Origin of the sequence: Streptomyces sp. NPDC006476, from assembly GCF_040612015.1 — a bacterium.
GTDB classification, from domain to species: Bacteria; Actinomycetota; Actinomycetes; order Streptomycetales; family Streptomycetaceae; genus Streptomyces; species Streptomyces griseorubiginosus_B.
This window is the reverse complement of sequence record NZ_JBEXPK010000001.1, coordinates 179,439-196,786: the sequence shown is the minus strand read 5'-3', so window position 1 is coordinate 196,786 and position 17,348 is coordinate 179,439. Positions and strand designations below refer to the sequence as shown.

Annotated in this window: 15 protein-coding genes and 1 pseudogene; 10 read left to right on the top strand and 6 right to left on the bottom strand. The window is 71.1% G+C overall.

Features of this window, described 5'->3' with window-relative positions; translation table 11 throughout:
- Positions 1–129 precede the first annotated feature (129 nt).
- Positions 130–435, top strand: coding sequence for a 4a-hydroxytetrahydrobiopterin dehydratase (locus ABZZ74_RS00835; RefSeq protein ID WP_356760734.1), 306 nt, complete (start codon positions 130–132; stop codon positions 433–435).
- A gap of 5 nt (positions 436–440) precedes the next feature.
- Positions 441–1,196, top strand: coding sequence for a class I SAM-dependent methyltransferase (locus ABZZ74_RS00830; protein WP_356760733.1), 756 nt, complete (start codon positions 441–443; stop codon positions 1,194–1,196).
- Here ABZZ74_RS00830 and ABZZ74_RS00825 read toward each other — a convergent pair.
- Complete coding sequence (locus ABZZ74_RS00825; protein ID WP_356760732.1) at positions 1,168–1,677, bottom strand: hypothetical protein; 510 nt, start codon at positions 1,675–1,677, stop codon at positions 1,168–1,170. The genes ABZZ74_RS00830 and ABZZ74_RS00825 overlap by 29 nt on opposite strands.
- Complete coding sequence (locus ABZZ74_RS00820; RefSeq protein ID WP_208780258.1) at positions 1,674–2,153, bottom strand: hypothetical protein; 480 nt, start codon at positions 2,151–2,153, stop codon at positions 1,674–1,676. The genes ABZZ74_RS00825 and ABZZ74_RS00820 overlap by 4 nt, the downstream gene beginning before the upstream one ends.
- Positions 2,154–2,192: 39 nt before the next feature.
- On the opposite strand from ABZZ74_RS00820, the gene ABZZ74_RS00815 reads away from it, so the two are divergent.
- A complete protein-coding gene (locus tag ABZZ74_RS00815) occupies positions 2,193–3,128 on the top strand; it encodes a YafY family protein (RefSeq protein WP_356760730.1) in 936 nt (311 codons plus the stop codon).
- Positions 3,129–3,359: 231 nt separating this feature from the next.
- Here the strand turns inward: ABZZ74_RS00815 and ABZZ74_RS00810 are convergent.
- Positions 3,360–6,277, bottom strand: a pseudogene (locus ABZZ74_RS00810) (glycoside hydrolase family 48 protein).
- 275 nt (positions 6,278–6,552) lie between these two features.
- Between ABZZ74_RS00810 and ABZZ74_RS00805 the strand changes: the two are divergent.
- Positions 6,553–8,028 carry a cellulase family glycosylhydrolase gene (locus tag ABZZ74_RS00805; protein ID WP_356760728.1) on the top strand — a complete coding sequence of 492 codons (1,476 nt, stop codon included), beginning with the start codon at positions 6,553–6,555 and terminating at the stop codon, positions 8,026–8,028.
- 30 nt (positions 8,029–8,058) lie between these two features.
- Positions 8,059–8,181, top strand: coding sequence for a hypothetical protein (locus ABZZ74_RS00800; protein WP_356760726.1), 123 nt, complete (start codon positions 8,059–8,061; stop codon positions 8,179–8,181).
- 119 nt (positions 8,182–8,300) lie between these two features.
- Here the strand turns inward: ABZZ74_RS00800 and ABZZ74_RS00795 are convergent, their stop codons facing one another.
- Positions 8,301–9,071: a phytanoyl-CoA dioxygenase family protein gene (locus ABZZ74_RS00795; RefSeq protein ID WP_356760724.1), complete on the bottom strand. Its 771-nt coding sequence runs from the start codon at positions 9,069–9,071 to the stop codon at positions 8,301–8,303.
- Positions 9,072–9,240: 169 nt separating this feature from the next.
- Here ABZZ74_RS00795 and ABZZ74_RS00790 point away from each other — a divergent pair, with 169 nt between their 5' ends.
- The gene (locus tag ABZZ74_RS00790; protein ID WP_356760723.1) at positions 9,241–10,146 is read left to right on the top strand and encodes a methyltransferase domain-containing protein; all 906 of its coding nucleotides are present in this window, start codon (positions 9,241–9,243) and stop codon (positions 10,144–10,146) included.
- Positions 10,147–10,447: 301 nt separating this feature from the next.
- The gene (locus ABZZ74_RS00785; RefSeq protein ID WP_356760721.1) at positions 10,448–11,158 is read left to right on the top strand and encodes an SDR family oxidoreductase; all 711 of its coding nucleotides are present in this window, start codon (positions 10,448–10,450) and stop codon (positions 11,156–11,158) included.
- 39 nt (positions 11,159–11,197) lie between these two features.
- Here the strand turns inward: ABZZ74_RS00785 and ABZZ74_RS00780 are convergent, their stop codons facing one another.
- Entirely contained in the window at positions 11,198–11,893 is a 696-nt protein-coding gene (locus ABZZ74_RS00780; protein ID WP_356760719.1) for a glycoside hydrolase family 75 protein, read from the bottom strand.
- 228 nt (positions 11,894–12,121) lie between these two features.
- On the opposite strand from ABZZ74_RS00780, the gene ABZZ74_RS00775 reads away from it, so the two are divergent.
- The 3 genes from ABZZ74_RS00775 (at position 12,122) to ABZZ74_RS00765 (ending at position 16,390) form a co-directional block, all read left to right on the top strand.
- Positions 12,122–13,066, top strand: a complete 945-nt coding sequence (locus ABZZ74_RS00775; RefSeq protein ID WP_356760718.1) for a DMT family transporter — start codon at positions 12,122–12,124, stop codon at positions 13,064–13,066.
- Between the two features lie 78 nt (positions 13,067–13,144).
- Positions 13,145–13,756: a hypothetical protein gene (locus ABZZ74_RS00770; protein WP_356760717.1), complete on the top strand. Its 612-nt coding sequence runs from the start codon at positions 13,145–13,147 to the stop codon at positions 13,754–13,756.
- Between the two features lie 102 nt (positions 13,757–13,858).
- Positions 13,859–16,390: a hypothetical protein gene (locus tag ABZZ74_RS00765; protein ID WP_356760715.1), complete on the top strand. Its 2,532-nt coding sequence runs from the start codon at positions 13,859–13,861 to the stop codon at positions 16,388–16,390.
- Here ABZZ74_RS00765 and ABZZ74_RS00760 read toward each other — a convergent pair.
- Positions 16,377–17,213, bottom strand: coding sequence for an aldo/keto reductase (locus ABZZ74_RS00760; protein ID WP_356760714.1), 837 nt, complete (start codon positions 17,211–17,213; stop codon positions 16,377–16,379). The genes ABZZ74_RS00765 and ABZZ74_RS00760 overlap by 14 nt on opposite strands.
- Positions 17,214–17,348: the final 135 nt, after the last annotated feature.

The window sequence follows — 17,348 nt, the reverse complement described above, 5'->3', positions numbered from 1 at the left end:
GCGGGCCAGGACCGCCGTGCTCGCCGGCGACCTCGGGGCCCTGCGCTCCGTCGCCCGCTCCTCGGGCCGTCGTGGTGCGGCTGTGGCACGCTGGGAGTCCGTGTCCCACCACCGGGAAGGAGCGAGGTCATGGCCGTCGAACCGCTGTCGCAGAAGGAGATCGAGGACCGGCTCACCGAGCTGCCGGGCTGGTCGGTCGACGCGGACCGGCTCACCCGCTCCTACCGCCTCGGCACCCACTTCGCCGCGACCGCGATGGTGATCCACATCGCCCAGGTGCAGGACGAGCTGGACCACCACTCCGACCTCACCCTCGGCTACAACACCGTCGCCCTCTCGGTGAACACGCACAGCGTCGGCGGCAAGGTCACCGCACTCGACTTCGAGCTGGCGCGCAGGGTCGAGGAGCTCGCACAGGGACACGGGGCACACTGACCGGCGTGCTGGACTACGACAAGGAAGCCGACGCCTACGACGCCAGCCGCGGCGGCGAACCGAGGGCCGGGGCCGCCGCCGACGCCGTCCTGGGTCTCGTCCCGCCCGGCACCCGCAGACTCCTCGACGTGGCCTGCGGCACCGGGATCGTCACCCGGCGCCTGGCCGCCGCCCGGCCCGCCACCCGGGTGACGGGCGCGGACCTGACGTACGGCATGGCCCGGATGGCGGCCGGCCGGCTGCCCGGCGCGATCGTCCTGGCCGACAGCCGCGCCCTGCCCTTCCCGGACGCCACCTTCGACGCGGTGACCAGCGTCTGGCTGCTGCACCTCCTCGACGAGCCCGAGGACGTGCGGGCCGTCGTCGCCGAGTGCGCCCGGGTCCTCGAGCCGGGCGGCGTGTACGTCACCACCGTCGACAAGGCCGCCGCCCACGACGTCGGCAGCGACATCGACGCCGTCCTCGCCCCGCGCCCCCGCCGCCCGGCCCCGGACGCCGCGCCGCTCGTGGAGTCGTACGCCGTCGCCCACGGACTGCGCCCCGCCGGACAGGCCCGTTTCCGGGGCCGGGGCCAGGGCCGCAGTCCCCGGCGCACCGCCGCCGACCTGCGGCGCGGCTGGTTCACCACGCTGCCGCCCGGCGACCCGCTCACCGAGCGGTTCGTCGCGGCCCTCGAGGCCCTGCCCGAGCAGGAACGCCCGCGCCCCGACCCCGAGTTCACTCTGCGTGCCTTCAGGAAGCCGACGGCCGGCTTCGGCTGAAGTCCATGGACCAGTTGGTCACCCAGGTCCGCCCGTCGTCGACGGAGAAGGCCTGCTCCCAGTGCGCGGAGGCGGGGGACACGTCCGCCCACACGTAACGCACCCGCACGTCCTTGCTGATGGGGGTCCCCCCGCTCGAGCGAATCCGAGAGTGGGGGAGGGTGTCGTCGCCGTGGAACTCGCCGCGGTCGCCGTCGAAGCCTCCGACGACCGGCGGGAACAGCGTGCCGCTGCGGCTGGACGACCAGCTCAGCGACCACTCCTTACGCTCCTGGTCGAACAGGCGCAGGGTCAGCCCCTTCGCCCCCAGGTGCGGCATGTCGATCTCGTCGATGTTCGCGGCCCCGTCGAACAGCGGCCGACACCAGTGGGTGGCCGGGAACTCCTCCCAGCCGCTGTCCGGGTCGAGGAAGTCGGTACGGCGGCGGTTGGCGACCTCCCACGCGCCGTGCAGGAAGTCGAAATCGTGCGGGCTGCTCATGAGCGGTCTCCCGTGGTTCCTTCGGGCAGGGAGTCGGCCAGGTAGGCGGCCAGGTCCGGGACGTCGGGCACGAGCATGTGCCGCACCCAGGCGTCCCGTTCGTGCACGAGCGGCGGCAGTTCGAAGACGCAGCCGATCCACGGCAGTTCGGGCCTGACGAAGTGCGTCGGGTCGTGGTCCGGACAGCCGACCACGGGCTGGCCCGCCGCCGCGTTCGCGTAGTGCAGGACGTTGTCCCAGACCCAGCTGTAGGCGTTGACGTAGGCGCCGTCGTCGTTTCCCCGGTGAACGACGACGAACGCGGCCGCCGGCGTGCCGTCCGGCTCCGGCAGCAGCTCGGGCAGGATCGCGTAGGCGGCCTTCTCCACGTCGGGCGCGATGCCGGACGGGTCGGCGGTGACGTGATAGCGCTTGATGTGCCGGCCGGCCACCTCGATGGGCGGCGGCACGGTCAGGAACTTCTCCTCGAAAGGCATGACAGGACGCTAGGCCCGCTTCACTGACATCCTGTGTCAGTGAAGGCTGGCCGACTCGTCTCGATCCTCCTGCTGCTCCAGACCCGGGGTCGGATGACCGCCGCCCAGCTCGCCGAGGAGCTGGAGGTCTCCGTCCGCACGGTCTACCGCGACGTGGAGGCGCTGAGCGCGGCGGGCGTCCCGCTGTACGGCGACGCCGGCCACGCCGGTGGCTACCGCCTGCTCGAGGGCTACCGCACCCGGCTGACCGGCCTCACCACCGAGGAGGCCGAGGCCCTCTTCCTCGCCGGCGCCCCGGGCCCGGCCGCCGAGCTGGGCCTCGGCTCCGTCCTGGCCGCCGCCCAGCTCAAGGTCCGTGCCGCCCTGCCGCCGGAGCTGCGCGTCCACGCCGACCGGATCAGCGGGCGCTTCCACCTCGACGCGCCCGGCTGGTACGCGGACGCGGAGGAGACGCCGTACCTCCCGGCGGTCGCCGAGGCGGTGTGGAACGGCCGGGTGCTGCGCGTGCTGTACCGCCGCTGGGCCGAACCCACCGATGTGCGGCGCCGGTTGGAGCCGTACGGACTGGTCCTGAAGGCGGGCCGCTGGTACGTCGTGGCAGGACCGGGCCCGCGTACCTTCCGTGTCGACCAGATCCTCGAACTCTCCTCGTCCGAAGAGGAGTTCACCCGTCCCGCCGACTTCGACCTGGCCGCGTACTGGACGGCCTACCAGCGCGACTTCCACGACCGGCTGTACCGGGGTGAGGCCGTCGTGCGGCTGGCGCCGGGGGTGAGCCTGCCGAGAGCGGTCGTCCTCCGTACGGACGCGGACGGCTGGACGGTCGTCAGGGTGCCCATCGAGTCCGTCGGGCACGCGCAGGGCGAGTTCCTGCGCCTGGGGGCGGACGTCGAGGTGCTGGAACCCTTCGACCTGCGGACACGCCTGGCCCGCACGATCGCCGAACTGGCCGGAATCTACGGCAACGTGACCTGACCCGGTGGCGAAGGGAAACGCGCGAGGGCCGGGCGACCCCCAGTGCGGGTGGGGGGCGCCCGGCCGGGGTCCCGTCGTCAGGTGACGGGACAACGCACACGGAGCCTTCAGGCGGTACCGCGAGAGACACGGTGCCCACCGCGCCCCTTCAGGGGCGCGGGGAACTGCGCGACCAGCCACAACGGGCCCGTAGTCACAGCACGGCCGAACCCGCGGAGCGCCCGGCGGGGACTACTCGAGAAGCTCCGCGTACGAACCCATGGCCAGGGCGATGTCCGCCTGGGCCCAGAACCGGTGGTACGTGAACACCGGGGCGGCGCCACCCGCGAGGTAGCTCTGGATCTTCGACCACGCGGGGTCGTTCTTGTAGAAGGACCGCAGCGACGCGAACGTCGACGACGAGTTGATCGCGTCCCCGTTCGGCATCGTGCCGCTGAAGCCGCTCGGCACGTACACGCTGTCGGCGAAGCGGTTGTAGTCCGCCCGCGTCTCCGGCACGGCGACGCCCAGGCTGTCCTGGTAGTTGTTCCACATGCCGTCCAGCAGAGCCTTCGCCGTCGACTTGGCCGTCGCGTCACCGGACTTGGCGCCGTAGTACGTCAGGGTCTTGGCGTACGCGGCGGCCACCCCGACGTCGTTGGTGTAGTCGGCGACGGTGACGTGGAGCCCGCTGTTGGAGCCGGGGTTCGAGGCGTTCCAGGTGTCGGGCTGCCCCGACCACTGCAGCGTCGACGGGATCCGATAGGTGCCGTCCGGGTTGACCGTGGTCTTGGACAGCGCCCACTTGACCCACTTGTCGAGGACCGCCTTGGCCTGCGCGTTCCCCGTCTGCTGGTAGTACTCGGCGACCCGCTCCATCGACCACGCCTGGAAACCGAACCACTGGTTGGACGGGGGGTCGTGGTAGACGGGCTGCTGGTCGTAGTACATGCCGTAGAAGGTCGAGGTACCGGCGGGCGGCGTCGCGTACCGGCCGGCCCAGCTGTTGGTCGCGCCGCCCGCGATGGCGCCCTCGGACGACTGCAGCCACTGGTAGAACTCCAGCTGCCGCTGCAGTGACTTCGCCCAGTCCGACGTACCGGTCGCGGACTTGGGCTCCAGATCGGCGTAGGAGCTGAGCGCGTAGGCGGCCAGCGGGTTCTGGTAGCCGCCGTGCACATGGCTCGACCCGATCCGCCAGGCCCAGCCCGCGTTGGTGTCCGTCGCCCCGCCCCACGCGTAGTACCAGGACAGCAGATAGTGCGAGGCGTCCTTGCCCGTGCCGGCCGGACACGTCGACGGGCCCACGCAGTTGCCGATCTTCTTGAAGTACTTGTCGTACATCGCGTAGCGCAGGTAGTCGCCCATCTTCGCGGCCTGCCCACGGTCGCGGAGACGTCAGCGCCCTTGCCCTGCTGCTTCGCCCACACATCGGCCCAGTACGCGGCCTGCACGGCACGCGCGTCGGCGTCCGGGGCGTCCGTGTACTTCCACTGCTTGGCGTAGGACGAGTCACCGGTGAACAGATCGAGGTACCCGTTCCTCCCGCCGTACTTGAAGGCGTCACAGGTCGGCTGCGGCACCGTCTCCCACACCGACTCCTGCGCGCCGCGCTGGAAGGTGTTGATGTACGACGGTCCGCTCGCCGTCGGCCCGCCCTCGCAGGTGCCGCCGGGGGTGTCGCCGTAGCCGTAGACGTTGTCGACGTCCTGAAGCCAGTGCATGCCGTACACGTCGTCCGTGCCGTACGTGCTCTTCAGTTCGCCCGCGATCGGGTCCGACCCAACGGACACCGACGTGTCGAGCTTCGCCGGGTACTCGTTCGGGGTGTCCAGCTCGGGCGCGTAGGTGGCCGGTTTGGAGGCGTTGTAGAAGGAGTTGGTGGGCTGGTCGGCGTGGGTGGGGATCATGTACTTCTCCATGAGCGCCCACGCGCCGTTGAACTTGGACCAGTCACCGGTGACCTTGCCGTACATCGCCTGCAGCCACAGAAGGTAGCTGTAGGCCTCCGACGTGGTCTCGTGCCCCTGGTCGGGCGCCTCGACGATGAGTGTCTCGACCGAGTGGTAGGGGATGCCCTGCGGCGAGAAGTAGCCGTTCGCCGGGTTGGTGATCTTCCCGTAGAGGTCCAGGAAGCGGGCGTCGTACGCCTTGGAGGCCGCCAGCTCGGTCACGGTGACCGCCGCCTTGGTGAACCCTGTCGCCGTCGACTCGAAGGACGCCGAGCCGGTGCCGGAGGAGTCCGCGGTGACGGTCACGTTCTGCGCGGTGCTCCAGTTGGACGGCGTGAACGTCAGCGATGAACCGCCCGCCACCGACAGACCGGAGTTGCCGCTCGCGCGGGCCGTCGTCACCGTGACACTCCCGCTGGGCTGCGAGGACAGCTTCACCGCGTAGGTGCCCGACTTGCCCTGCTGGACGCCCAGTTGGGTGGGGGAGGCGACGATCGCGGGACCGGACGCCACCGTGATGCCGACCGGTGTCGACTCCGCGGACGCGCCCAGGCTGTCGTACGCCTTCGCCACCAGGGAATGACTGCCCACGGACAATCCGGAGGCGGACAGGGTGAACGGCGCGCTGGTGTCGGTGCCCAGCAGGGTCGTGTCGTCGTAGAACTCGACCTTGCTGATCGTCGCGTTGTCGGCGGCCGCCGCCGTCGCCGCGAGTGGGACCGCGGTGCCCTGCGTGTAGACCGCGCCGGCCGAGGGGCTGGTCAGCACGGTGACCGGCGGCTGGTGGGCGCCGGCACAGGTGGTGCCGTTGACCGCGAAGCTCGTGGGGGCGGTGTTGGTGCCGCTGTAGGTGAACTGTGCTCCGGTGGAGACCGCGGCGCCCGCGGCGATCTTCCCGTTGTAGCCGGCGTCCTTCACGCTGACCGACTGCCCGGACTGGGACCAGGTGCCGTTCCAGCCGTTGCCGAGCTTCTGGTTGCCGCTGTAGGCGTACGTCAGCGTCCAGCCGTCGATGGTGTCCGAACCGCGGTTGGTGATCGTCAGGTCCGCGGTGAAGCCGGAGCCCCAGTCGTTGGTCTTGTAGTCGACACTGCACTGAAGTGCCGCCGCCTGTGCGGAGGTCGTGCCGGTGCTGAGCATGGCGACGGGAAGGGCCAGGGCCGCCAGGACGGCGGTCCAGAGCCGGCGCGCGGCTCTGCGTCTCCTGCTGGGGTGCATGTGCTGGTTCCTCCTTGCGGCTCGGAGACAGTGGGGGAGGAGCAACAAGCCTTGAACCAGTGGGAGCGCTCCCATAGTGGGGACGGGGGTGCGGGCGGTCAAGGTGCTTGAAGAGTCGAAATGATTCGACGGGTTTTGGCTGAGGGAAAGTCAGGAAAGTCCGTGACTCCCCTGTCCTTTGCCGTCACTTGGCGCTAGCTTCACGGACACCAGTGGGAGCGATTCCATCAGTCGACGCGTCCGTACCGACGCGCCCGAGCTGTGAGGAGTCGCTCATGCGACACCCCCCGCGTTCAGTACTTTTAGTCGTCGCCGGGATGGTCGGACTTGTCGGGTCCATGACCATTCCGGTTGTCACGGCACAGGGAGCCGCGCCCGTCTGCTCGGTGGAGTACTCGGTCACCGGCCAGTGGGACACCGGCTTCCAGGCCGCCGTGACGATCACCAACAACTCGGCGGCCCTGAGCGGTTGGAGCCTGGGCTTCGACTTCGCCGGCGGCCAGAAGATCACCCAGGGCTGGAACGCCAAGTGGTCCCAGTCCGGCACGACGGTGACCGCGGGCAACGAGAGCTACAACGGCTCGCTGGCCACCGGCGCGAGCGTCAGCGCCGGGTTCCTCGCCTCCCGGCCGGCGTCGGGGAGCAACTCCGTACCCACGTCGTTCAAGCTCAACGGGACGACCTGCAACGTCGACGCGGAGCCGTCACCCCCGCCGACCCAGCCGCCCACGAGCGGTACCGCGCCCGCGCTGCACGTGTCCGGCAACAGGCTCGTGGACTCCTCGGGCGCCACGCGCCGACTGCTCGGCGTGAACCGGTCCGGCGGTGAGTTCATGTGTGTGCAGGGCCGTGGTATCTGGGACGGTCCGGTGGACGACACCGCGATCAAGGCGATCGCCGACTGGAAGGCGAACACGGTCCGCATCCCGCTCAACGAGGAGTGCTGGCTGGGGCTCTCCAACGTCCAGGCGCAGTACGGCGGCACGAACTACGTCAACGCCGTCAAGGACCTGGTGGCCCGCGTCGAGGCGCACGGCCTGACGCCGGTCCTGGACCTGCACTGGACCTACGGCCAGTACACCGGCAACTCGGCGGGCTGCTCCGATGTGCACGCCACCTGCCAGAAGCCGATGCCGGACACGCAGTACACACCGTCCTTCTGGACCTCGGTGGCGAACACCTTCAAGAACGATCAGGCCGTCGTCCTCGACCTGTTCAACGAGCCCTACCCCGACCGCGCCACCTCCACGGCCACCCAGGCGTGGCAGTGCTGGCGGGACGGCGGCACCTGCCCCGGCATCGGCTACCGGGTCGCCGGCATGCAGGACCTCGTCGACGCCGTGCGCGCGACCGGTGCGAAGAACGTCGTCCTGGCCGGCGGGCTCGCGTACTCGAACGACCTGAGCCAGTGGCTGACGTACCGGCCCAGCGACCCGACGGGCAATCTCGTCGCCGCGTACCACGTGTACAACTTCAACTCCTGCGCGAGTGAGGGCTGCTGGAACTCCACCCTCGCCCCCGTCGCGGCCCAAGTGCCGCTCGTGGCCGGGGAGATCGGCGAGAACACCTGCTTGCACTCCTTCGTCGACCAGGTCATGAAGTGGTTCGACGAACGGGGGCTCTCCTACCTCGGCTGGACCTGGAACACCTGGGACTGCTCCTCCGGTCCCTCGCTCATCTCCAACTACGACGGCACACCCACGTCGTACGGCACAGGGCTGCGCGATCACCTGCGCGCCCTCACCCCGTAACTCCCGTCTCGGAGAAGGAAACCCGCACTCATGAGTCGTACCAGAACAGCGATACTCGCCGCCCTGGCGCTGGTCGCCGGTACCGCCCAGGCCGCGACGGCCGTCGCCCCCGGGGACGTCGGAGTCCAGGCCGTCCCCTGCGCCGTCGACTGAATAGGCCGCTTCGGTTGCGCTGGGTCGGGAACTGCGGGTCGATGTGGCTGGTCGTGCCCACGCGGCGGTAGCCGCACATCGATACAGCCCCGCGCCCCTGGAAGACAGATCCGCCGCGGTCAGGCCTTCCTGGCCAGACCTCGGCGTATCGCGAATTCCACCGCCGAATGGTTACCGTCAGGGCGGTTCAGTTCGTACGGGACCGCCGGCATCAGGGGTGGCTGGGCCATGAAGCGGGGGCGGGTGCCGTGGTGGGGCTGGGCCGCGTGGATCAGGAAGGGGTGGCAGAGGTAGACGTCGCCGGGGGAGCCGGTGGCGTGGGTGACGGGGCGGTGCGCCGAGGCCTCGACCAGCTTCGGCGCTATCTCGAGGCCCGAGACGCCCGTCTCCCCGTACGGCTCCAGCAGGGGCGGGACGTCCAGGTGGGAGGAGATCCGGATGCGGGTCGGGGCGTCCGCCTCGGTCACCTCGCTGAACAGGAACAGCATCAGCAGGGCGCGGTCCCGGGAGCGGAGGTTGGTGAAGTACCAGCTCTCCCCTTCCGGGAGGTAGCTTCCCTCGATGTGCCAGCCTGCGTCGTCCGGCTCCTCCTCGTGCGGGAACCGGAGCGGGAAGCTGCCCAGGGAGTAGCGCGGCAGCCAGCGGCCCTCACCCACCAGCAGGTCGAACGCCTCATGCAGTACGGGGGAGTTGGCCGCCGCGGCGAACGGGCCCTGGGCCATGCCGCCCACCCACACCACCGGGTCCTTCCAGGTGCCGGGGTCCTGCGGGTCGTACCCCGTCTCCCGCCACAGCAGCCGTGCGCAGTCCTCGGCGACCCTGGGCGGGAACGCCCCCTCGATCTTCACGAACCCGTCCGCGAGGAAGCGCTCCACCAGTACGTCGTCCATCGGGCCATCGTCGGTGAGCGGTCCCGCCGAGCGCATCCCAATTTCCTGCCGACGGAAGCCGCGGGATGCCGCCGGATGCCGCCGGATTTTTGCCGTCACGGCAACTCCGCTTGCCGTCCCGCGGTGCGTCGGCGCACGCTGAGCCGCAGCGGACGAGAGGCTGACTTCCATGGCGCACGGACACCACGGCAACCACGAGCACGGCACCCACCAGCCCGGTCGCCACGACCACGGCGACATCGACTGGTCGGAGATGGCCCCGCTGCTGGAGGCCCAGGCGGAGCTGTTCACCTCGCTGTACGAGAGGGCCCTGGCCTGGCTGACCGACAAGCAGACGGAACCGGGGCTGATCGTCGACGCGGGCAGCGGTCCGGGTGTGGTCGCGTGTCTGCTCGCGGAGGCCTTCCCGGGGGCCCGGGTCGTCGCGGTCGACAGCTCCGAGCCGCTGCTGGAGCGGGCCAGGGCGCGGGCGGAACGGCTCGGCGTGGGCGACCGCTTCAGTACGGTCGCCGGTGAACTGCCGGGCGTGCTGGAGGAGTTGGACTATCCGGCGGACCTGCTGTGGGCCAGCCGCAGTCTGCATCACCTCGGTGACCAGCGGGCCGCCCTCGCCGCGTTCGCCGAGCGGCTCGCGCCCGGGGGCACGCTGGCGATCATGGAGGGCGGGCTGCCGGCGCGCTTCCTGCCCCGGGACATCGGCATCGGGCGCCCCGGTCTGCAGGCGCGGCTGGACGCGCTGGAGGAGGAGTGGTTCGCCGGGATGCGGGCGAGTCTGCCCGGCACGGTGGCGGAGGCCGAGGACTGGCCGGGCCTGATGACGGCGGCGGGCCTGCGTCCCACCGGCAGCCGCACCTTCCTCCTCGACCTCCCGGCTCCCGCCAAGGACCGCGCCCGTGCCTACGTCGCCGCCACCCTCTCGCGCTTCCGCGAGGCCTTCGCCGACCACCTCGACGCCGACGACCGCAGCACCCTCGATCGCCTCCTCGACCCGGACGACAAGGCAGGCGTCCACCACCGCCCGGACGTCTTCGTCCTGGCGGCCCACACGGTGCACACGGCCGCCCACGCGGTGTGAGAGGGGCCTCGCGCCGTGGCCAGGTGCCGGAAGCGGGGGTGTGACGGGAGGCAGGCCGCCGGGGCACAGCGGCGCACGGCCCGTGCTGCGAGCGGTGCCGGGCCCGCGCCGACGGGTGTCGCGCGTGTCGCGATGCGATGGGCGCTTCGGCCCGTCGGTACTCCGAGGCCCCGCCGAATGTCCGCCGGGCCTTCGTCGCCGGCCTTCGTCGCCCGTCCGTCGCCCTTGACTTCGAGAGTGCTTCAACTGGTTCACTCCCTTCGTTCGCACGGAACGTCCGTACGGAACACAGGGGGTAACCATGTCCACCAGTACCGCGTCCCGGGTCGCGCTGATCACCGGTGGCGGCAGCGGCATCGGTGCCGCTGTCGCGCGGCGGTTGCTCGACGCCGGGCACCGCGTCGCCGTCACCGGGCGCCGGGAGGAGCGGCTGCGCGCCTTCGCCGCCGAACTCGGTGAGCCGGAGGGCCTGTTGACGATCGCCGGGAACGCCGCCGAGTGGGACGACGTGCAGTCGGCCGTCGCGGCCACGCTGAAGGAGTTCGGGCGGCTGGACACGGTCGTCGCCAACGCCGGGTACGCCACCCACGACTCGGTCGCGGAGGGCGACCCGGCCGGCTGGAGGGACATGGTGCTGACCAACGTGCTCGGCCCCGCGCTTCTCGTCAGGGCGTCCGTCGACGCGCTGAAGGAGAGCGGGGGCCGGATCGTTCTGGTCGGCAGCGTGGCCGGTTTCGTGAACACGCCCGGCAACATCTACGGGGCGACCAAGTGGGCGGTGACCGGTCTCGCCGAGAACACCCGGCGCCAGGTCACCGAGTGGGGCGTCGGCGTGACCCTGATCGCCCCGGGCCGGGTGGAGACGCCGTTCTGGGACGAGTACGGCAGTCTGCCGCCGGGCCATCTGCTGACCGCCGACCAGATCGCCGACTCGGTTCTCTGGGCGATCCGGCAGCCCGCGGGCGTCGACGTCAACACCGTCGTCGTACGGCCGATCGGGCAGCCCAACTGACCCTCCCGCAAGGGACGTCGGGCTGCCCGGGCCGCCCCCTCAGTTGTTGGTGATGAACTGCTTCGCCAACTGCTGGCCCAGCGAGACCGCCGCGCTGTGGCTCTCGATGGGGGATACCTGCGAGTTCTTGAACAGGATGTACGTCACGCCGGAGTCGGCCCCGCCGGTCGCCGGGTCGGGGTCGATGCCGAGCGCCTTCGCGGTGGCGTACGAGGCCTCACCGATGATCTTCGTGGGGCCGGTGTCGCCGACGACGGCGTACTCGACCTTGTTGTTGTAGATCACGGCGACCACACCGCCGCCCTTGATGCCGTAGCTGGAGTACTTCCAGATGCTGCTGGAGCTGGGCACCACGATGTACGGCAGCGACTCGGCCTTCAGCGGCTTGCCGTTCGACTGGTGGAAGGCCGTGTCGTCCTGGTACCAGGGGTCGCGGTCCTCGTTGCAGTTCGTGGTCCGCTGGCCGTCGCAGTCGATGTCCATGTCGGCCTTCCAGAACACGGCGCCGTTCTTGCCGCACACCGGGATGGTGGCCGAGGTCTCGTCGTCGGTCTTGTACTTGCCGTTGGAGATCTGGGAACAGGACGTCACCTTGGCGAGCAGGTCGGCCGCGCTGACCGAGCCCTCCTGGGCGGACGTCGGATGGACGGCGCCGGAAGCGTTCGCGGGGAGCACTCCGGCGGCGAGCAGGGCGGCCCCGGAGGCCGCGGCGAGGGTCAGTGTTCGGATGCGCACTGTGGGGAGACCCTTCTGTTAGGAAACTTTCCTGACCGGGTTGGCGTACAAGGTGGACCCGCGAGCATGCCCGCGTCAACCCCGTGAACGGCCCTGTCTGGGTGTGCGGTTGGGGCTGGAGTGGAAAGCGCCAGCTCACCGCGGGGAAGCCGGTCCCGCGTAGATGGCCGGTACACGGGTACTCGGGGCGACCGCCCCGCCGCGTACCCGTCCTGAGGAGGCCGCCGGGTGGCCCGTACCGACCTCGCCCCGCAGCGCCGACGCCCCGCCCGGGCCTTCGGCGGCCCGGGGTGGGGCCAGGCGGCCGGCGCGCTGTCGCTGTCCCTGTCGCCGGTCTTCATCGAACTGTCCGGCGCCGACGCGGGCACCGCATCCGCGTACCGCTGTCTGCTCGCCCTGCCCGTCCTGGCGCCGCTGGCCCTGCCCGAGTTCCGGCGTGAGGGCCGGCCACCGCGCCGCCAACTGCTCTACGGCGTCGCGGGCGGCGCGCTGTTCGCCGTGGACGCCCTGCTGTGGGCCAGGTCGATCACCGAGGTGGGCGCCGGGCTGTCGACCGTGCTGGTCAACGTGCAGGTCGTCCTGGTACCGCTGCTGGCCTGGGCGGTGGACCGGGAGCACATCCCCCGCCGCTTCCTGCTCTGGCTCCCGGCGATGATCGCCGGGGTCGTGCTGACCGGCGGGCTCCTCGAGCACGGCGCGAGCGGCAGCGACCCCGTCGCGGGCACCGTCCACGCGGTCCTCGCCGCCCTGAGCTACTCCGGCTTCCTGTTCCTGCTGCGCCGCGGCGGCTTCCACGGACATGTCCGTACGACGTACACGGTGGTGATCCTGTCCGCGACCGTCGTCTCCGCGCTCGGCGGCGCCGCCTGGGGCGCCCTCGACCTCACCCCGCCCTGGCACACCCTGGGCTGGCTCGCCCTGGTCGCGCTGAGCAGCCAGATCGTCGGCTGGCTCCTGGTGGCCCTCAACTCGCCCCGCCTGCCGAGCCACACCGGCGCGGTCCTGCTGCTGCTCACCCCTGTCGGCGCGGTGCTGCTGGGTGCCTGGATCCTGGGGGAGCGGCCGACGCTCGCGCAGTGGGCGGGGTGCGGGCTGATCCTGGTGAGCGCGTACGTCACGGTGGGAGGCCGCCGTACGAACCCGCGTGACGACGGGTCCGCCGAGTCGCCCTGATTGCAGCGTTCCCCGCACAGGAGAAGACTGGCCATATCGTACATTCCGCACAGCGCTCGGCTTCGGGAGGCGAGGGGCATGTTCGTTCGGACGGTGTACGTGACCGGGGATCCCGCGCAGGTCGACACGGCCATCAGGGCGTTGAACTCGCAGGGGCGGGACCTGCTGGAGGAGCGTCCCGGCTACCGCGGGTCGGGCATCTTCGTGGACCGGGAGCTCGGCAAGCTGCTCGCGGTGAGCTGGTGGCAGACCGAGGAGGCCCGGCGCAACAGCGACGAGGTCATGCGGGAGCGGCGCGGATCGCTGCTGGAGCCGTTCGCGGCGACGACCGCGGTCGAAAACTACGAGGCCCTGGTCTTCCACCAGGTCCGGCAGCCCGCACAGGGCGGCGGACTGCGCCTCACCCGGCTGGAGTTGGACCCCATGGACGCCGATCTGCTCGCCGACACCTTCCGGTCGTCGGTGGTGCCCCGGCTGGAGACGCTGCCCGGGCTGGCCAGGGCGTCCCTGCTCGTCGACCGGCAGCGTGGACGCGGCCTGGTCGGCGCCCTGTTCACCGACCGAGGCTCCCTCGTCGCCTCCCGCGCCGCCCAGGCGGCGGCCCGGCACGAGGGCGCGGCCAAGGCCCATGTGACGGTGACCGGACTGGAGGAGTTCGAGATCGTCTTCACCGACGTGCGGGGCACCTGAGGCTCCGCCGTCCGCATCTGAACTCGCGGCTGCCGCAAAGGGTTCGACCGGGCGCGAACCCGTCATCCTGGACATGTTCTGTTCGGGGGAACGGGGGCGGTCATGGACCGTTACGTCAACGAAGGCACCGACGGCTGGACCGAGTTGCGGGTCCACGGCGTGGGAGGAACCTCGCCGGAGTCGGAACTCGGGCATCCCGCGGTGCTGCGGGTGGCCGGGGACCGGCAGGCCGGCTTCTACCGGCGGGTCTGGGACAGCCGCCGGGGCACGGACGATCCGCCGGGGTTCCGGCGTGAAGGCTACTCGTGGGGCGGGCTGACCTCGGGCGACAACAAGCGGGCCCTGTGGCTGCTCCTGCTGCCGTTCATGCTGCTCAACATGGCCTTCTACATGGACCCGGGACACTCCGCCGAGCGGCGACGGCGCTCGGTGGAGGCGCGGATCGTGGCCCAGCGGCTGCTCGCGCTGTCCCTCACCGGGACCGCCGTGCTGGCCGCGACCTCGGTCTCGATGGACCTGGTCGGATGGCAGTGCGGCGCAGCGGGGACGGGCGGTCCGCACTGCGCGAACGGCGGTGTGGTGTGGCTGAACTGGATGCGGTACGGATGGCTCGCCGGGACCGGACGCCATCTCGCCGTCGCCGCGGTGCTTCCGCTGGCCGTCATCGGGCTGCTGTGGTACCTGGCGCACACCACGTGGGCGCGGTTCGAGAAGCGGCCCGTGCCGCAGAGCGTGCAGCACCCCGACAACCGGACCCTGCTGGAGAACCGGCAGTTGTGGAACGGGAACGCGGCCGTGCGCAGGCTGCGTCTGCTGCATGTCGCGGGAGCGACCGCGCTGGTGGGTGTGCTGCTGCTGGCGCCCCTGCCGCCCGGCCGTGACCTCACCCGCCTGTGGCACGGCTCCGGCTGGGGTACGACACCGCTGGGCGACGCGCGCAACGCCGTACTGCTGGCGCTGTTGGTTCTGCTGGCCTGGGTGGTCCTGCGGGTCGCGCTGCCGCGTACGGGGAAGCGGGAACAGCCCACGGTGGGCGAGCCGTTGAAGCGTGACCGGGACGGGTACTCGCTGCTGCCGCTCGCCGCGGCACTGCTGACGGCGGGTGCCGTGGTGGTGGCCGTGTGGCGCGACGAGCGGCTCGGGCCCGCTCCCGCCGAACTGCCGTGGCAGGTGGGGGCGACCCAGTGGGTGCTGGGCGCGCAGGGAGCGCTGCTGGCGGTCCTGTTCGTCACCCATGTCCCGGGGATGATCGGGGCGTTGCGCGGGCGGAGGGGCGAGGACCGCGAGTCCGGCTTCGACAACCCGGACTTCCCGCGCCCGGCGTGGGGCGGGCTGACCATGAGCGGGGTCGCCCTGCTCGCCACCGCGCTGGCGACGGCTCTGTCGGCCGGTCTGACCCTGCGCGTGGCCGAGATCCTGGGCGCTCCCGCGGTGCCCGGACAGACCCCGAATCCCGGCGGCCAGCGGCTGTTGGTCGTACCGACCGCGTACTACTGGGCGGCCGCGGTCGGGCTCGCGAGCACGGCGGCCGCCGTGGCGCTGACGGGGATGGCGTGGGCGGGGATCCGACGCGGCCGCGCCGCGTCCGCGCGCCAGGTCGCCGACGCCTATCCCGAGGCGGAGGTGGACCGGGACGAGCAAGGGGTGCGGTGCACACGGATCGCCGCGTCCTGGGACCTGGCCGGACGGCTCGACGGGGCCGCGCAGTCGGTCCTCGGGCGGCTGCTGGCGACGGTCGCCCTGATCACCGTGGCGGGCACCGTCCTCGGTCTGATCCTGGGTGTGCGGCTGGTCACCGAGGGGCCGCGCTGGTTCCTGACCCTGGCGAACCTCGTGCTCACCGGCCTGGTCGCGGCCATCCTGTGGGCCGGGCGGCAGGCCTACCGCAGTGAGCGTTTCCGCCGCACGGTCGGTGTGCTGTGGGACATCGGCACCTTCTGGCCCCGGGCCACCCACCCCTTCGCCCCGCCCTGCTACGCCGAGCGCACGGTCCCCGATCTGCTGGAGCGCCTGGAGTACCTGACCCCTGCCACAGGGGACCCGGCGAAGGACGGACGGGTGGTCTTCTCCTGCCATTCGCAGGGCTGTGTCATCGGGACGGCCGTGCTGCTGCAGGCCAGGACGCCGGCGAGCAAGAGGACCGCGCTCCTCACCTACGGCAACCCGGTGACCCGGCTGTACGTGCGGTTCTTCCCGGCCTACTTCGACGTCCGCACGCTGCGACGGGTGGGCGAACTCCTGACGGACGAAGGGCGTTGGCGCTGGAACAACCTCTACCGTCCCAGCGATCCGATCGGCGGCTGGGTCATCGTCGACGACCCCCTGCCGCCCCATGCGGCCGCCCGGCCGAGGGCGGCGGCGGGATGCCTGCCCGGCGCGCCGGACCGGCAGTTGCTGGATCCGTGCAGCTTCGGGCTGCGGCCCGGCGACTCCTGCTACGAGGAGCCGCTCGGTCACTCCGACTACTTCGCCGACCAGGCGTACGGCGACATCGTCCTGGCCTGGCGGAACTCCACGGCCCAGCAGCCGGTTCCGGGCCCGGCCCCGGCTGCCCGGCCCGTGGTGCGGGAGGAGACCCCGCGGGTGAGTGCCGTCAGGCCGTGGTGGCCGTGGCAGCGGCTCAGGCCATATTGAACGCCGAGGGGTCCGGACCCAGCCGCCGGTCCTCGTTCAGGGCGCTGATCGCCGCGAGGTCCTCGGTGTCCAGGCTGAAGTCGAAGACCTCGATGTTCTCCCGGATCCGGGACGGCGTCACGGACTTGGGGATCACGATGTTGCCGAGCTGGAGGTGCCAGCGCAGCACGACCTGGGCCGGGGTGCGCCCGTGCTTCTGGGCGATGGCGACGATCGCCGGGACCTCCAGCAGGCCCTTGCCCTGACCGAGCGGGGACCAGGCCTCGGTGGCGATGCCCTGCTCCGCGTGGAACTCCCGGGCCGCGCGCTGCTGCAGATGCGGGTGCAGCTCGATCTGGTCGACCGCAGGGATGACGGACGTCTCGTCGATCAGCCGACGCAGGTGCTCCGGCTCGAAGTTGGAGACACCGATCGCGCGGACGCGTCCGTCGGCGTGCAGCTTCTCGAACGCCTTGTAGGTGTCGACGTACTTGTCGCGGGCCGGAGTCGGCCAGTGGATCAGGTACAGGTCGAGGTAGTCCAGACCGAGCTTCTCCAGCGACGCGTCGAAGGCGCGCAGCGTGGCGTCGTACCCGTGCTCGGAGTTCCAGAGCTTGGTGGTGACGAAGATTTCCTCGCGGGGGACGCCGGAGGCGGCGATGGCCTTGCCCGTGCCCTCCTCGTTGCCGTAGATCGCCGCTGTGTCGATGCTGCGGTACCCGGCCTCCAGCGCGGTGGCGACGGCCTGCTCCGCCTCGTCGTCCGGCACCTGCCAGACGCCGAAGCCCAGCTGGGGCATCTCGACGCCGTTGTTCAGGATGATCGGGGGGACCTTGCTGCTCACGAGCTCTTGATCCTTCGGTTGTCGTCAGGTGGTACTCCCATCGTCAACGATCACGAGCCGTGATGCATTCCTGACCGGAGAATCCGTCCGAACTGACCGATGAGTCAGTGTCGGAAACCGAGATTGGCTGGAAAT

Bases quoted from the DNA above. Each gene is read 5' to 3' on its own strand.
- ABZZ74_RS00835 (WP_356760734.1), top strand. From the start codon at position 130: ATGGCCGTCGAACCGCTGTCGCAGAAGGAGATCGAGGACCGGCTCACC.
- ABZZ74_RS00825 (WP_356760732.1), bottom strand. From the start codon at position 1,677: ATGAGCAGCCCGCACGATTTCGACTTCCTGCACGGCGCGTGGGAGGTC.
- ABZZ74_RS00820 (WP_208780258.1), bottom strand. From the start codon at position 2,153: ATGCCTTTCGAGGAGAAGTTCCTGACCGTGCCGCCGCCCATCGAGGTG.
- ABZZ74_RS00805 (WP_356760728.1), top strand. From the start codon at position 6,553: ATGCGACACCCCCCGCGTTCAGTACTTTTAGTCGTCGCCGGGATGGTC.
- ABZZ74_RS00800 (WP_356760726.1), top strand. From the start codon at position 8,059: ATGAGTCGTACCAGAACAGCGATACTCGCCGCCCTGGCGCTGGTCGCC.
- ABZZ74_RS00795 (WP_356760724.1), bottom strand. From the start codon at position 9,071: ATGGACGACGTACTGGTGGAGCGCTTCCTCGCGGACGGGTTCGTGAAG.
- ABZZ74_RS00790 (WP_356760723.1), top strand. From the start codon at position 9,241: ATGGCGCACGGACACCACGGCAACCACGAGCACGGCACCCACCAGCCC.
- ABZZ74_RS00785 (WP_356760721.1), top strand. From the start codon at position 10,448: ATGTCCACCAGTACCGCGTCCCGGGTCGCGCTGATCACCGGTGGCGGC.
- ABZZ74_RS00770 (WP_356760717.1), top strand. From the start codon at position 13,145: ATGTTCGTTCGGACGGTGTACGTGACCGGGGATCCCGCGCAGGTCGAC.
- ABZZ74_RS00765 (WP_356760715.1), top strand. From the start codon at position 13,859: ATGGACCGTTACGTCAACGAAGGCACCGACGGCTGGACCGAGTTGCGG.